The 14,265-nt window shown below is 61.3% G+C and carries 11 protein-coding genes and 2 pseudogenes; 9 read left to right on the forward strand and 4 right to left on the reverse strand.

All coding sequences use genetic code 11. The features are described 5' to 3' along the window. Nucleotides 1-7: 7 nt before the first annotated feature. From OH764_RS25315 to OH764_RS25325, 3 genes and pseudogenes are all read left to right on the forward strand, one after another. Nucleotides 8-651: pseudogene (locus tag OH764_RS25315) on the forward strand (amino acid ABC transporter permease). Continuing rightward, complete coding sequence (locus OH764_RS25320; protein ID WP_027778483.1) at nucleotides 648-1,400, forward strand: amino acid ABC transporter ATP-binding protein; 753 nt, start codon at nucleotides 648-650, stop codon at nucleotides 1,398-1,400. The pseudogene OH764_RS25315 and the gene OH764_RS25320 overlap by 4 nt, the downstream one beginning before the upstream one ends. A gap of 11 nt (nucleotides 1,401-1,411) precedes the next feature. Continuing rightward, a complete protein-coding gene (locus tag OH764_RS25325) occupies nucleotides 1,412-2,161 on the forward strand; it encodes an IclR family transcriptional regulator (RefSeq protein ID WP_498848935.1) in 750 nt (249 codons plus the stop codon). Between the two features lie 188 nt (nucleotides 2,162-2,349). Here the strand turns inward: OH764_RS25325 and OH764_RS25330 are convergent, their stop codons facing one another. Further along, nucleotides 2,350-3,810: an outer membrane factor lipoprotein domain-containing protein gene (locus OH764_RS25330; RefSeq protein ID WP_498848936.1), complete on the reverse strand. Its 1,461-nt coding sequence runs from the start codon at nucleotides 3,808-3,810 to the stop codon at nucleotides 2,350-2,352. 76 nt (nucleotides 3,811-3,886) lie between these two features. On the opposite strand from OH764_RS25330, the gene OH764_RS25335 reads away from it, so the two are divergent. From OH764_RS25335 to OH764_RS25355, 5 genes and pseudogenes are all read left to right on the forward strand, one after another. Further along, nucleotides 3,887-4,507, forward strand: coding sequence for a TetR/AcrR family transcriptional regulator (locus OH764_RS25335; protein ID WP_498848937.1), 621 nt, complete (start codon nucleotides 3,887-3,889; stop codon nucleotides 4,505-4,507). Nucleotides 4,508-4,590: 83 nt separating this feature from the next. Further along, on the forward strand, nucleotides 4,591-5,706 hold the full coding sequence (locus tag OH764_RS25340; RefSeq protein WP_498848938.1) for an efflux RND transporter periplasmic adaptor subunit: 1,116 nt from the start codon (nucleotides 4,591-4,593) through the stop codon (nucleotides 5,704-5,706). Continuing rightward, complete coding sequence (locus OH764_RS25345; protein ID WP_498848939.1) at nucleotides 5,703-8,840, forward strand: efflux RND transporter permease subunit; 3,138 nt, start codon at nucleotides 5,703-5,705, stop codon at nucleotides 8,838-8,840. Before OH764_RS25340 ends, OH764_RS25345 begins: the two co-directional genes overlap by 4 nt. A gap of 30 nt (nucleotides 8,841-8,870) precedes the next feature. Next, nucleotides 8,871-9,002 (forward strand): annotated as a pseudogene (locus OH764_RS25350) (oxidoreductase); the annotation flags it as partial. Between the two features lie 99 nt (nucleotides 9,003-9,101). Then, the gene (locus tag OH764_RS25355; RefSeq protein ID WP_498848940.1) at nucleotides 9,102-9,608 is read left to right on the forward strand and encodes a MarR family winged helix-turn-helix transcriptional regulator; all 507 of its coding nucleotides are present in this window, start codon (nucleotides 9,102-9,104) and stop codon (nucleotides 9,606-9,608) included. 70 nt (nucleotides 9,609-9,678) lie between these two features. On the opposite strand, the gene OH764_RS25360 is transcribed toward OH764_RS25355, so the two are convergent. The 3 genes from OH764_RS25360 to OH764_RS25370 form a co-directional block, all read right to left on the reverse strand. Further along, the gene (locus tag OH764_RS25360; RefSeq protein ID WP_498848941.1) at nucleotides 9,679-10,803 is read right to left on the reverse strand and encodes an aminotransferase; all 1,125 of its coding nucleotides are present in this window, start codon (nucleotides 10,801-10,803) and stop codon (nucleotides 9,679-9,681) included. Between the two features lie 105 nt (nucleotides 10,804-10,908). Beyond that, nucleotides 10,909-12,153: an NAD(P)/FAD-dependent oxidoreductase gene (locus tag OH764_RS25365; RefSeq protein WP_498848942.1), complete on the reverse strand. Its 1,245-nt coding sequence runs from the start codon at nucleotides 12,151-12,153 to the stop codon at nucleotides 10,909-10,911. A 93-nt stretch (nucleotides 12,154-12,246) separates the two neighbouring features. After that, nucleotides 12,247-13,035, reverse strand: coding sequence for a type 2 periplasmic-binding domain-containing protein (locus OH764_RS25370; protein WP_498848943.1), 789 nt, complete (start codon nucleotides 13,033-13,035; stop codon nucleotides 12,247-12,249). Nucleotides 13,036-13,272: 237 nt separating this feature from the next. Between OH764_RS25370 and OH764_RS25375 the strand changes: the two genes are divergently transcribed. Continuing rightward, the gene (locus tag OH764_RS25375) at nucleotides 13,273-14,244 is read left to right on the forward strand and encodes an ornithine cyclodeaminase family protein (RefSeq protein ID WP_498848944.1); all 972 of its coding nucleotides are present in this window, start codon (nucleotides 13,273-13,275) and stop codon (nucleotides 14,242-14,244) included. The last annotated feature ends 21 nt before the right edge of the window (nucleotides 14,245-14,265 follow it).

Raw genomic sequence — 14,265 nt, forward strand, 5'->3', positions numbered from 1 at the left:
TTGAGTCATGTCACTCGAACTGCTGAAAACAGTCTGTCAATTTTGCTGCAAGGTCTCGTGACGACGCTGCTCCTATCGATCGCGGCGATCGTGGGGAGCACGCTCATCGGCCTGCTCGCTGCGGTGTTGCGCTCGTTCGGGCCGTGGGGCACGGACCGGATCGCGAAGCTCTATACGGAGTTGTTTCGCGGTACGCCCGTGCTCATCACGCTGATGTTCATCTACTTCGGCGTCTCGTACTTCGGCTATGCAATCGATGTCTTTGCCGCGGGCGTGATCGGGTTAAGTGTGTATCAGGGCGCGTATATCGCGGAAGTCTTTCGCGCGGGCATCGAGTCAGTGCCGAAGGGACAGTGGGAAGTCTCGCAGATTCTCGGCCTGTCGCGCACACAAACCTTCGCCTCGGTCGTGTTACCGCAGACCGGACGCATCGTGCTGCCGCCGCTCGTCGGGCAGTATTTGTCCCTCATCAAGGATACGTCGATCGTCAGCATGATCGGCATGTCCGAACTGATGCACGGTGGCCAGGCGATCGTGGATCGCGTCGGCAAGCCGGTCGAGATTTACGGACTCGTCGCGCTGATCTATTTCGTCGTGTGCTTCCCGCTTTCGCAGTGGGTGCGCCATCATGACCGCCGGAGACTTACGTGAGCGATTCCATTCAGAACAAGCCCGTCATTTCGCTGTCGGGCGTAAGCAAGTCATTCGGCGCGACGCGCGTTCTCAACGACATCAATCTCGACGTGCGCGCAGGCGAAGTACTCGTGCTGATCGGCGCATCCGGTTCGGGCAAGAGCACGGTGCTGCGCATCATGGCCGGCCTGGAGACGACGGACTCCGGCGAAGTCTGGGTCAACGAAGTGCCACTGCACGATCCGAAGCGCGCGCGCGAAATTCGCGGCCACGTCGGCATGGTGTTTCAGCAATTCAATCTGTTCCCGCATAAGACCGCGCTCGGCAATGTCACCCTCGCGCTGATCAAGGCGCGCGGCATGTCGCCCGCCGATGCCCGCAAACGCGCAATGGATTCGCTCGACCGCGTGGGGCTCGCGGATCGCGCATCGCATTATCCGAGTCAGTTGTCGGGCGGACAACAACAGCGTGTCGCGATTGCGCGGGCACTGGCGGTCGAACCCGGCATCATGTTCTTCGATGAAGCCACATCCGCACTCGATCCCGAACTCGTCGGCGAAGTGACGGAAGTGATGCGCGGCCTCGCGCGCGACGGCATGACGATGGTCGTCGTGACCCATGAAATGGGCTTTGCGCGCAAGACGGCGGATCGCGTCCTGTTCATGGACAAGGGCGTCATTGCAGAGCAAGGCGATCCGGAGCAAATCTTCGTCAACCCGTCGAACGAACGCACGCGGCAGTTTCTCAGCCGTGTGCTCGATCATTGAAGAGTGAATGAATGGCAGTAACGGAATCGTCGCGCGCGCGAGGCGTGGACCGTGTCATCGATATCTTCAGGAAGCTGCATCAAGCGCAGCGGCCCATGACGATGCGCGAGCTAATCGAAGCGACCGGCTCGCCGCGTTCGAGCATCTACGAACTCGTCGCCATTCTCACCGAAGTGGGCTGGCTCGAAACATCGGCGGATGGCAATGTGTTCTTCGGGCGCGAGATGCATTACTACGGCTCGGACTACGCGACGCACAACGACCTCATCAGCCGTGCGCATCAGTCTATTCTCGCACTCGTTCGCAAGTACGACGAGACCACGCAGTTGTGCATGCTCGAAGGGAACAAGTACTCGGTCGTGTTATCGGAGAACAGTGCGCGGCCGTTCAACATCAGCTCGGATATCGGCGTGCGTGTGCCGATTCCGTGGACCGCGACCGGACGCCTGCTGCTCGGTCACATGAGCGCCGAGGCCATCCGCACGCTCATTCCTGCAGATGACTTCGTGCTCGACAACGGCGTGCGCATCGATTTCGATGAATTCATGCGGGATGTGCAGAACGCCAAAGCGCTTGGCTATTGCTGCACGGAAGGCCTGTCCAACGCGTTCCGGCTTTGCATGGCTGCGCCCGTTCGCGACCGCGCGGGCATACCGATCGCGGCGCTGTGCTTCATGACGGGCCGCGACACAGATCCCGAACGCCGTCAGTCGATGCTGGACGATCTGCTTCAGTCGGCGCAGGCGCTTTCGTATCGCTAACATGGATACACGGCTTCAGCGCATCGATGAGTTGGAACGGGAGAACGCGGCGCTCAAGGAAGTAAACGATATTCTGCGTAAAGCAGTGGCGTATTACGCGCGTTCGCTTGGCGAATTAGCGAACACGAAGTGCCGAGAAAGCCTTTTGCAAACGGAAGTGCCGCCTGCAGCCGATGGCAGCGATAGTCCTATCGGCTTGCAACGGCCCCAGGATCGGTAGGTTGCCACCCTCCTCCGAGCGCCTTGAACGCGGCAACCGCTGCGCGTGCTGATTCCGTTTGCGCCTGCACGCGCCCATCCGAGGCACGTAGCAGGTTGTCGTCGGCCTGCAGGACCTCGATCAGGCTCACGACACCTTTTTGATAAGCCGCAAACGAGGCGGCTCGCGCCCGGCCGAGCGAGTTCACACCCTGCGCGAGAACGGCGGCCTGCTCCTCGCGCTTCACGAGTGCAGAGAAAGAATTCTCGACGTCCTCCGTTGCGTGCAATGCGGCAAGCCGGTATGCGGCGAGCAACTCGGCGTCCTGGCCTCTGGCTGCATCGATCTGCGCGTTGATGCGGCCGAAATCGAACAGACGCCAGCGCAGACCCAGCACGCCAGCGGCCTGACTGGCGCCGCTACTGAACAGGTTTCCGCTGGCCACAGAGGTGGCGCTCCCAATCAATCCACTGAGCGACAGCTTGGGGTAATACTCAGCGATTGCCACGCCGATACGCGCATTCGATGCAGCGAGGCGCCGCTCGGCCACGATCAGATCGGGGCGACGCCTGAGCAACTCGCCTGGCGATCCGGTGCCCGCGATTCGCGGAGCGGCCGGGATATCGCCGCCGTCGAGGAGTTCCGCCCGATGCGTGCCGGGCTGTGCACCCAGCATCACGTCCAGCGCGTTCATGGCCGCATCGAGACCGGCCTCCAGCACCGGGATGGATGCCTTCACCTGCGCCAGCGCGCCTTCGGCCTGGCTCACCTGAAGATCGGCCGCCAGCCCCTTTCCGTACAAAAGGTTGATGGTCGAGAGCAAATCCTGCTGCGTCTGCAACTGCTTGCGGGCCACCTGCAGACGAGCCTGCAATCCGCGAATCGTGATGTAGATGTCGGCAGTCTGCGCTGCCACAGCCAGGCGCGTGGCCGCTTCGCCCGCCTCTGAAGCCTGATAGTCGGCAAGTGCCGCTTCCCGCCCGCGGCGCAGGCCGCCAAACACATCCAGTTCCCAGCTCGCGCTGAGGTTGGCTTCGTAGTCGTTGCCGTAGCGATCGAATCCGGGCGTTGAATTCAGCACACGTCCCAGCGGAGTTTCAACCGACTGGTAGACCCGGGCCGCCTGGCCGCTGACATTACCAGAAGGCAGCAGCGCCGCATTCGCTGCCCCGAGTCCCGCGCGCGCCTGCGAGACGCGCGCGGCGGCTTGCGCGAGGTCCAGGTTCTGCTCCAGCGCTAGCGTAATGAATCGTGCAAGTTGCGGATCGCCGAAACCCGTCCACCACGTGATCAAGTCCGCACTCCCGGCCGCCTGACGGTGATCTACCGCGGCCTGGCCGAGAAAATGGCCCGGCATGGCTACATCAGGCCGGCTATAGTCGGGACCGACAGCGCAGCCCGCCGACAGGCTGGCAGCAATGAGCGCGGCAAGGAAATGTTTGGGTAGCATGAGCGTCTCTACGAGATTCTGATGGTGACTATAATACCAAATAGTCACAAGTTGTCCATTCCTGTATGCTGAGTCCATGAAAAACATTCCCACGCCTTCCGCAGTTCCCGCGCGCGGCCCGGCTGATCACGAAGTACGGGACCAGATCGTTGCCGCCGCTACCGAGCACTTCAGCCGGTATGGCTACGAGAAAACAACGGTCTCCGACCTTGCCAAGGCAATCGGTTTTTCCAAGGCCTATATCTACAAGTTCTTCGAGTCCAAGCAGGCCATTGGCGAGATGATCTGCATCAACTGCCTGCGCGAAATCGAAAGCGAGGTGCGGACAGCCGTCGCAGAGACCGATCTGCCGCCGGAGAAGCTAAGACGGATCTTCAAAGTCTTTACCGACGCGAGCCTCAGGCTGTTTTTCCGGGACCGCAAGCTATACGACATCGCAGCCTCGGCCGCCACGGAGAACTGGCAGGCCGTGCAAGCCTATGAAGCACGTGTTCAGCAGTTGCTCCAGGAAATTCTGCAGGAAGGCAGGCAAAGCGGAGACTTCGAGCGCAAGACACCATTGGACGAAACCGCGATGGCGATCTATCTGGTATTGCGCCCTTATCTCAACCCGTTGCTTCTGCAGTACAACCGCGACACCACCGATGTCGCGCCTGCACAGCTGTCCAGCCTGGTACTGCGAAGTCTGTCGCCCTAATGCGATCGTGCGCTGTGACTATTGACTGATCTGGTCACTAGAACCATAATGAGGTCCTTCATCACCTCATCGATGGGACTTTCATGTTCTCGCGTCGCCTCGCCACTTCCGCACTCGCCTGTGCACTGCCGTTTGCGCTAGCGGCCTGCGGCGAAAAAGCACCGTCCGATCCGCGCACCGAGGTGCCACTGGTGCGCACCGCCATCGTCCAGCGCGCCGTGCCCGCGTCCCGTTCATTCACGGGGACCGTCGCGGCACGCGTCCAAAGCGACCTGGGCTTCCGTGTTTCCGGCAAGGTGCTCGAACGGCGGGTGGACGCCGGCCAAACGGTCAGGCGCGGCCAGCTGCTGATGCGTCTCGACCCCATCGATCTCAAGCTGGCCGCACAGGCCCGGCAGGAGGCGGTCACCGCTGCGCGGGCGCGAGCGCAGCAGACCGCGCAGGATGAGGCGCGGTATCGAGACCTGCGCGGCACGGGTGCAATTTCGGCTTCGGCCTACGACCAGGCCAAGGCGGCCGCCGATGCAGCCAAGGCGCAGCTCAGCGCGGCCGAGGCTGACGCCGACGTGGCGCGCAATGCGACGGGCTACGCCGATCTCGTGGCGGACGGCGATGGCGTCGTGATGGAAACGCTGGCCGAACCGGGCCAGGTCGTCAGCGCTGGACAGCCCGTGGTGCGACTGGCCCACGCGGGCCGCCGCGAGGCGGTGATCCAGCTTCCGGAAACTCTGCGTCCCGACATCGGGTCGGTCGCCCAGGCGGCCCTGTTCGGCGACAGCGGCGCCAGCGTGCCAGCCACGCTGCGCCAGCTTTCTGATACCGCAGATCCGCGTACCCGCACTTTCGAAGCGCGTTACGTGTTGCAGGGTGCGCTGGCCGACGCGCCGCTAGGCGCGACCGTCACGATCGAGATACCGGACGCACGTGTGGCGCTACAGGACGGCATGCAGGTGCCGATCGGCGCGGTGCTCGACGCGGGCAAAGGGTCCGGCGTGTGGGTCGTCAACGGCGAGCCGGCCAGGGTTGCATGGCAGCCGGTGACGGTCCTTCACCTGGGCGACGACAGTGCGCGCGTGTCCGGTAAGTTGAAGCAAGGCGATCGCGTCATTGCCCTCGGTGCCCATTTGCTACGCGAAGGCGAGCAGGTGCGCGTGTCCGGCCAGGCCGTCGCGATGGCGAACGAAGGAGCACGTCCGTGAGCGAAGGCCGATTCAATCTCTCGGCGCTCGCCGTGCGCGAGCGTTCCATCACCCTGTTCCTGATCTGCCTGATATCGCTGGCCGGGCTCCTGTCGTTCTTCAAGCTGGGCCGTGCCGAAGACCCGGCGTTCACAATCAAGGTGATGACCATCGTCAGTGTATGGCCGGGGGCCACCGCGCAGGAGATGCACGATCAGGTCGCCGAGAAAATCGAAAAGCGCATGCAGGAGCTGCGCTGGTACGACCGGACCGAGACCTACACGCGGCCCGGCCTGGCATTTACAACGCTGACGTTGCTCGACAGCACACCTCCGTCGGAAGTGCAGGAGGAGTTCTACCAGGCCCGGAAAAAAATCGGCGACGAGACAGCCAACCTTCCGGCTGGCGTGATCGGCCCGATGGTCAACGACGAATACGCGGATGTCACGTTTGCGCTCTTCGCACTGAAAGCGCGGGGCGAACCGCAACGGCTGCTCGTGCGCGATGGCGAGACGCTGCGCCAGCGGTTGCTCCACGTGCCGGGGGTAAAGAAGGTCAACATCATCGGCGAGCAGGCCGAGCGCATCTACGTCCAGTTCTCGCATGACCGGTTGGCAACGCTCGGGGTCAGCCCGCAAGACGTGTTCGCCGCGCTCAATGGCCAGAACGCGCTGACGCCGGCCGGCTCGGTGGAGACCAAAGGTCCGGAGGTGTTCATTCGCCTCGACGGCGCCTTCGACAACCTGCAGAAGATCCGCGACACGCCGGTCGTCGTGCAGGGCCGCACGCTGAAGCTGTCGGACATTGCCACCGTCGAGCGCGGTTATGAAGATCCGGCAACATTCCTGATCCGCAACAACGGCGAACCCGCGCTGCTGCTCGGCATCGTCATGCGCGACGGCTGGAACGGGCTTGATCTCGGCAAGGCACTGGACAGCGAGGTCGGCGCAATCAACGGCGGGCTGCCGCTGGGCATGAGTCTGACGAAGGTCACCGATCAGGCCGTCAACATTCATTCGGCGGTCGACGAGTTCATGCTCAAGTTTTTCGTCGCCCTGCTGGTGGTCATGTTCGTGAGCTTCGTGAGCATGGGCTGGCGCGCGGGCCTGGTGGTTGCCGCCGCCGTGCCGTTGACGCTGGCCGTCGTGTTCGTGGTGATGGCTGCGACCGGCAAGAACTTCGACCGCATCACTTTGGGATCACTGATCCTGGCGTTGGGCCTGCTGGTGGACGACGCGATCATCGCTATTGAAATGATGGTGGTGAAAATGGAGGAAGGCTACAGCCGTGTGGCCGCCTCCGCCTATGCCTGGAGCCATACTGCCGCACCCATGCTGTCGGGCACGCTGGTGACGGCGGTCGGCTTCATGCCCAACGGCTTCGCGAGGTCCACCGCTGGCGAATACACCAGCAACATGTTCTGGATCGTCGGCATTGCACTGATTGCATCCTGGGTCGTGGCCGTGGTCTTCACGCCCTATCTCGGCGTGAAGATGCTGCCCGACTTCAATAAGGTCGAAGGCGGGCACGACGCAATCTATGACACGCCGCGCTACAACCGCTTCCGTCAGCTGCTCACGCGCGTCATCGCCCGCAAATGGCTGGTCGCCGGTTCGGTCGTTGCCCTCTTCGCCCTCGCCATCCTCGGCATGGGCGTGGTCAAGAAGCAGTTCTTCCCGATCTCCGACCGTCCCGAAGTGCTGGTCGAAGTGCAGATGCCCTATGGCACATCGATTTCCCAGACCAGCGCCGCCACGCAAAAGGTGGAGGCATGGTTGTCCGCACAGAAGGAAGCCAGGATTGTCACGGCTTACGTCGGGCAAGGTGCGCCGCGCTTTTTCCTGGCCATGGGACCGGAACTGCCTGATCCATCGTTCGCGAAAATCGTGATCCGCACTGACAGTCAGGAGGAACGCGATGCATTGAAGGCGCGACTGCGTCGAGCCATCGCCGACGGTCTTGTTCCCGAAGCACGCGTGCGCGTCACGCAACTCGTGTTCGGGCCGTATTCGCCGTTCCCGGTCGCCTATCGCGTCACCGGTCCGGACCCGGACAAGCTGCGTGGAATCGCGGCTGAAGTTGAGCGGGTGATGCAGGCGAGTCCGATGATGCGCACGGTCAATACCGACTGGGGCACGCGCTCACCAGCGTTGCATTTCGTCTTGCAACAGGACCGCTTGCAGGCGGTGGGACTGACGTCCAGCGCCGTCGCACAACAGTTGCAGTTCCTGCTCACCGGCACGCCTGTCACTGCCGTGCGTGAAGATATCCGTACCGTGCAGGTGATCGCGCGTTCAGCCGGCGATGTGCGTCTCGACCCTGCCCGGCTCGGCGACTTCACGCTGGCCGGCGCGAACGGGCAGCGTATTCCGCTGTCGCAGGTGGGTAAGGTCGATGTACGAATGGAGGAGCCGATCTCGCGTTGGCGAGACCGCGTGCCGACAATCACGGTACGCGGCGACATTGCCGACAACCTCCAGCCACCGGACGTCTCAACGGCGATCACCACGCAGCTTCAGCCGATCATCGCGAAGCTGCCCAGCGGCTACCGCATCGAGCAGGCGGGCTCTATTGAGGAATCGGCCAAGGCAACGACCGCCATGTTGCCGCTGTTTCCGATCATGCTGGCGATCACGCTGGTCATCATCATCTTTCAGGTGCGTTCGATCTCCGCGATGGTGATGGTGTTCATGACCAGCCCACTCGGCCTGATCGGCGTGGTGCCAACATTGATCCTGTTCGGACAGCCGTTCGGCATCAACGCACTGGTCGGACTCATTGCGCTCTCGGGCATCCTGATGCGCAACACACTGATCCTGATCGGGCAGATTCACCAGAACGAAAATGCCGGACTCGATCCGTTCAATGCGGTCGTCGAAGCCACTGTGCAGCGTGCGCGCCCGGTGATCCTCACGGCGATGGCGGCGATCCTGGCCTTTATCCCGCTGACCCATTCGGTGTTCTGGGGAACGCTCGCTTACACGCTGATCGGCGGCACGTTCGCCGGGACGATTCTCACACTCGTGTTCCTGCCGGCCGTGTTCGCGATCTGGTTCAAGATCCGCCCCGGCAGGCCTGCTGGTTCGCACAAGAGCCGGGATCACCTGCCATCGCATTACGAACCGATAACGCAGGATGCAGTCGACGCGCGTTAAACACCATCAGTTCACCAAACGGAGCTGTTCATGTCGAATTCCACGGTTGTCGTTGTGACCGGCGTGTCATCGGGCATCAGACGCGCCACAGCCGAACAGTTTGCGAGGCGAGGTTGCCGCGTGTTTGGCACTGTGCGCCGCTTCATGCCCTCCGGCCCCGTCGATGCAAGCTTGAGAAAAACATTCGGGCTCGCGTAAAGTCTTTTTTATCGCAAGGTGGCCGGAGTCGCAGATATGGAAAGTCAGAATTGCGAGTCTTCGATGCCCGCAATCGAAGAGATCTTCGCGCTCGCGCTGAACCACTTTTTCGCCCAGCGCGCAATGCGCGCATTCGGGGCTCATTTCGACGAAGCACTGCGGCATACGGACGTCAACGCATCCCAGTTCTGCATGCTCGCTTTGCTACATCTACGTGAACCACTCGTTTTGGGCGACATGGCAGCGCAACTGGAAATGGACCGATCGAATCTCTCGGCCAACCTGGCACCACTGTTCCGCCGCGGGCTTATCTCCGCGATCGCCCACGAAGGAGATCGACGGAAGCGCCAGCTCGTGGTGACGAACGAAGGCCGAAAAGCCGTGGCTCTCGCACTGAGCCCCTGGATGCGTGCCCATCAGGAGACCTTTGCGTTTGTGAGACTGATTGATCTCGATTCAATGCGCGATCTTTTCCACGTGATCCGGCATATGAAAAGGCTCGACGACGTGAACGACGCCAGCGGCACTTCTGCTTGCCCGGAACCTCGACTGCTGCTGCGCATTGACTAGCCCAGTCATTCAGGCTCGCATGCCATGGGCCCTACGGTCACCGAGGCGCCATTTAGCGCACCTCGCCAACTCAATGACTCTGACGACCGAGAAATTCCGACAGCCTACTGAGCCCCGCTTCAAGCGCGCTGCGGTTGTTAGCGTAGCCAAGCCGCACGTAGCCTTCCATGTCGAGCGCACTACCCGGTGTCAGCATTACGCCCGTCTGCTCGATCAACGCAGTGCAAAACTCGCGTGACGACATGGGCAGGTCATACTTCAGAAGTGCAGTCGTTCCGGACTTCGGTTTTAGATAACTGATGGCGGGTTCTTTTGCGATCCACGCGTCCACGATAGCAAGGTTCGTCCGCACGATGTCCTGGTTGCGGGCAAGAATGGCCGCGCGATTCTCCAACGCGATCGAGGCAAAATGATCGTCGATCATCCCGACACTGATGGTGTTGTAGTCCCGATGTATCGCTACCGAGCGGATAAGATCTTTCGGCCCGGCGATCCAGCCGAGACGCAGTCCGGCGAGCGAATACGTCTTCGACATACTGCCCGTGCTGATGCCGCGCTCGTAGAGGTCGGCCATCGACGCTGTATAGCCGCTGCCCTGCTGATCCGTGCCGCGATAAACCTCATCGCACAAAACATACGCGCCGCACGAGCGCCCGATGTTTCCCACCTCTGTTAGAAATTTCTCGTCCATCAACGAACCGGTCGGATTGTTAGGATTGTTGATTGCGATCAGCCGTGTCCTGTCATTCACCAGACTGCGCAGTTCCGCGAGATCAGGAAGAAAGCCGTTCTCTTCGCGCAGCTTCAGGATGCGCACATCGGCACCGTAGCTTTCTGGAATCGAGTAGTGCTGCTGATAAGTGGGCAGCACTGAAATCACGGTGTCTCCCTGCTCGACCAGCGTCTCGTACACCAACGCATTGCCGCCGATCGCGCCATGCGTCACGATCACATTCTCGGGTGACTGATGGTCGTACATTGTCGAAATTGCTTCGCGCAAGCGCGCCGACCCTTCAATCGCGCCATAGGTGAGCTTCAGCGAGCGCAACTCGTCCAGGATGCTGTCCTGCTTGTGTGCAAGCGTGAGCAACTGGTCGACCGTCAGCGACTCGACGCACGTCTCCGCAAGGTTATAGGTGCATTTCGTTTCATACTCGTCCATCCAACGCTCAACCCCGAAATCCTTGATCTTCATCTCGTACTCCCAGGACATACATCGAATAGCCGTTTTCACCGAAAGGGGTAAAACGATCCGGTCATCTCGCCACGCCGCCCATCGCGGAGAAGCGTTTTCTTAGCGCTAACGACCGAACCGTTCGACACGGAACGGATGCGGATCTGCAAACGTCGGTGCCCCGGTCATCATTTCCGCTAGCAATCGCCCGGTCGCGGGGCCGAGCGTCAGCCCGTGGTGGTTGTGCCCGAAGGCAAACCAGAGCCCGGTGTGACGCGGTGCGCGTCCGATCACAGGGCGCATGTCGGGAGTGCAAGGCCGCAGGCCGAGCCATGGACTGTCATCGAGCCGTTCGCCGAGACCGAAGCTCGGCCGCGCAAAACGTTCCGCCCTTCCAAGCTGGATGCCCGTCGGTTCCGCGTCGCGCCGCGCGATCTCCACTCCGGTGGTCAGCCGCAAACGCCCTTCCATTGGCGCCACTACATAGCCCTGCTCGGCATCGACGAACGGCATTGAGAGCATGGGTCGGGTCGGGCGGTAATGCATGTGATAGCCACGCTTCACGCGGAGAGGGATGCGATAGCCAAGCGGCGCGAACACGCAGTCCGACCACGGACCGAGCGCCACCACGGCTTCCTTTGCGCTGATTCGCCCCGACGTTGTCTGGACCGTCCATGCGCCCGCTTGTCCGCTTAGCGTGGCAGCATCGCCAGCAAGCACCACTCCGCCGCTCGCTTCGAAAAGGCGCGCGTAGCCCTTTGTCAGCGCGCCAGGATTGACGACGCTCATCGGGTCCTGCCAATGCAGCGCGCCACAAAATCCGCCCGCCGCGCCTGGTTCCCGCGCGGCGAGCGTCGCACCATCGAGTACCGAAACGCGCAAACCGTAGCTACCGGCCGTGGCCTCGGCCGCCGCCGCTTCGCGCGCCAATTTTGCTGGCGTGCGATAGGCGTCTATCCAGCCCGTAGCGCGCACAAGATGTTGAAGCTCTGCACGTTTGATCAAACGCTCATGTTCCGTGACGCTTCGCTCAATCAACGGCAACATGTCCCGCGCGGCAGCCATCAATCGCTCGGCTGACGATTCCCACCAGAAACGAGCAAGCCACGTTGCGAAATGTGGGACCGCACGGTAGTCCCAGTACAGGTCGGTCGAACGATTTTTTGCGAAGCGCATTAACGTTCTGAGGTCCCGCGGGAAACCGTACGGAACCACGGCGGCCCGCTCAATCAGCCCCGCGTTGCCGAAGCTGGTCTCTTCGCCAGGAGCGCGCCGGTCCACAAGTGCCACGCGGCGGCCGCGGTCCTGAAGATGTAGAGCGCACGAGACGCCTACGATCCCCCCGCCCAGCACGATGACGTCGAAATCCATAGAGTTGCTTTAGTGTCCCTGACGGCGCACGGCGAAAGATTCGTGCGCCTGGCAGCGGGCTGCGCGATGACCTTCCGCAGGCTCGTCAATGCGTTACTTGGCGATGATGTCTTGCTTGAAGTACTTCTGCGAAAGACTGCTCAATGTGCCGTCTTTCTTCAACGCATCAAGCGCGGCATCGACTTTCGCGACCAACACCTTGTCGCCCTTGCGAAGGCCCCAACCGGTGCCTTCGCCCAAAGTAGCAGGATCGCTCAACGGCTTGCCGACGATCGCATACTCGTGGCCCGCGGGCTTTGCGAGGAATCCATCCTGCACCGTTTGAGCTTCCTGGACCGCGGCGTCGAGTCGTCCGGCAACGAGATCGGCGTAGACCTGATCCTGGTCCGCATACGGAACGACGGTCACGCCGGCAGGCGCCCAGTGCCGCTTCAGGAAGTCTTCCTGTGAGGAGGCCTGCAGCACGCCAACACGTTTGCCCTGCAGACTCTTCACGTCCGGCAGCAGGCCGGAGGCACGTCGGGCCACCATCACGATGGGCACTACGTAGATTGGTTTCGTGAATTCAATCGACTGCTTGCGCTTCTCAGTGATGTTCATCGCGGAATTGATCACATCGAATTTTCGTGCTTGCAATGCCGGGATCAGTCCGTCGAACGCGTTCTCCACCCACACACACTTCATGCCCAGCTTTGCACACACTGCATTGCCCACATCGACGTCGAAGCCTTGCAGTTGACCAGTGGGGGACTTGCTTTCAAACGGCGGGTAGGCCGCCTCTATGCCAAAGCGCAGGGTTTCCTGACCCTGCGTGGTAACGGTGCTCAGAGAAGCTGCGGTGGCAGCGACAAGGAGAAGTGAGAACTGGAGCTTCCGGAACATGAGAGGTCCCCTGTGTGGTCGGGCGGCGACGGTTGACTGCATGGACAACGGCGGATAGGCCTAGTTTGAGACATCGGATGAAGCGGCAGGATCGTCGCCTCACACGTTCTCTGGAATGACAGTCTATTCTGGACAAATAGAAAATCAAGTGTTTTCTAAAATAAAAGTCCAGTCTGGACGTTTTGACTTAGAATGCCTTTCATCGCCGACCCCGGCAACATTGCGGAGCGCAAGTCAATGAGCATGTCAGATAGAGGGTTACCCCTGATCGTCGATCAACACGCAGTGCTGGAAGCACTGCCTTATCTCGACGTGCGCAACGTGCTTGCACGCATGTTTCGCGCGCTCGGAAGTGACATGGCCGTGCAACCGGAGCAGACGCTGACTCCGTTTCCGCAAGGCGCCGGTGACTTCATTACCTACCTCGGCGTGATGGCGGATGCGAAGGTGTTCGGCGCAAAGCTCTCGCCGTACATCGTCACGCAGTCGAAGCCGGTCATCACCGCATGGACGGCCCTGATGTCCATGGAAACGGGACAACCGCTGATGTGGTGTGACTCGGGCCTGCTGACGGTGGAGCGCACAGCCGGCGCAACGGCACTAGCTGTCGAGCAGCTTGCCAACGGCACGGCGAGCCGACTTGCGATCATCGGTTCGGGCGCGGTAGGACAGGCTCATTTGCGCCATCTCGCACCGGTTAGGCCATGGGAGTCGATACGGATCTTTTCGCCGGAGCTTGCTGGCGACACAGCGAAGTGTGCGCAGCTGGCTGCGCTCGATCCCAGGGTCTCCATTTGTGACGGAATTCAGGACTGTGTCGCTGCCGCTGACGTGATTGCGCTGTGTACCTCGTCGGGCACACCGGTTCTGCACGAAAGCATGCTGGACAAGCCAGCGCTTATCACGTCTATCAGTACCAACGTGGCGAACGCTCACGAGGTCCCACCCGCCTGGCTTGCCAACATGGACGTCTACTGCGACTACCGCAACACCACACCCTCGAGCGCGGGGGAGATGAAACTGGCCGCTGAACACCATGGCTGGCGTTCCGAATCTGTGGTGGGTGATCTCGCTGAACTGACGTGTGGCAAGGCCGCCAAGCCATCGTATCGAAAGCATGCGTTCTTCCGCTCGATTGGTTTGGGCCTTGAAGACGTCGCCATTGCCTATGAACTCTTCACGTACCTGAATAAGCGAGCTCGCGTGTAAGCGGCTCCCGAATGAAGTCGA

It is taken from the genome of Burkholderia sp. M6-3, from assembly GCF_050858985.1.
Lineage (GTDB): Bacteria > Pseudomonadota > Gammaproteobacteria > Burkholderiales > Burkholderiaceae > Paraburkholderia > Paraburkholderia caledonica.

What these genes read in the sequence shown, in the direction of transcription:
- OH764_RS25325 (WP_498848935.1), top strand. Translation starts at nt 1,412, where the DNA reads ATGGCAGTAACGGAATCGTCGCGCGCGCGAGGCGTGGACCGTGTCATC.
- OH764_RS25330 (WP_498848936.1), bottom strand. Translation starts at nt 3,810, where the DNA reads ATGCTACCCAAACATTTCCTTGCCGCGCTCATTGCTGCCAGCCTGTCG.
- OH764_RS25335 (WP_498848937.1), top strand. Translation starts at nt 3,887, where the DNA reads ATGAAAAACATTCCCACGCCTTCCGCAGTTCCCGCGCGCGGCCCGGCT.
- OH764_RS25340 (WP_498848938.1), top strand. Translation starts at nt 4,591, where the DNA reads ATGTTCTCGCGTCGCCTCGCCACTTCCGCACTCGCCTGTGCACTGCCG.
- OH764_RS25355 (WP_498848940.1), top strand. Translation starts at nt 9,102, where the DNA reads ATGCCCGCAATCGAAGAGATCTTCGCGCTCGCGCTGAACCACTTTTTC.
- OH764_RS25360 (WP_498848941.1), bottom strand. Translation starts at nt 10,803, where the DNA reads ATGAAGATCAAGGATTTCGGGGTTGAGCGTTGGATGGACGAGTATGAA.
- OH764_RS25365 (WP_498848942.1), bottom strand. Translation starts at nt 12,153, where the DNA reads ATGGATTTCGACGTCATCGTGCTGGGCGGGGGGATCGTAGGCGTCTCG.
- OH764_RS25370 (WP_498848943.1), bottom strand. Translation starts at nt 13,035, where the DNA reads ATGTTCCGGAAGCTCCAGTTCTCACTTCTCCTTGTCGCTGCCACCGCA.
- OH764_RS25375 (WP_498848944.1), top strand. Translation starts at nt 13,273, where the DNA reads ATGAGCATGTCAGATAGAGGGTTACCCCTGATCGTCGATCAACACGCA.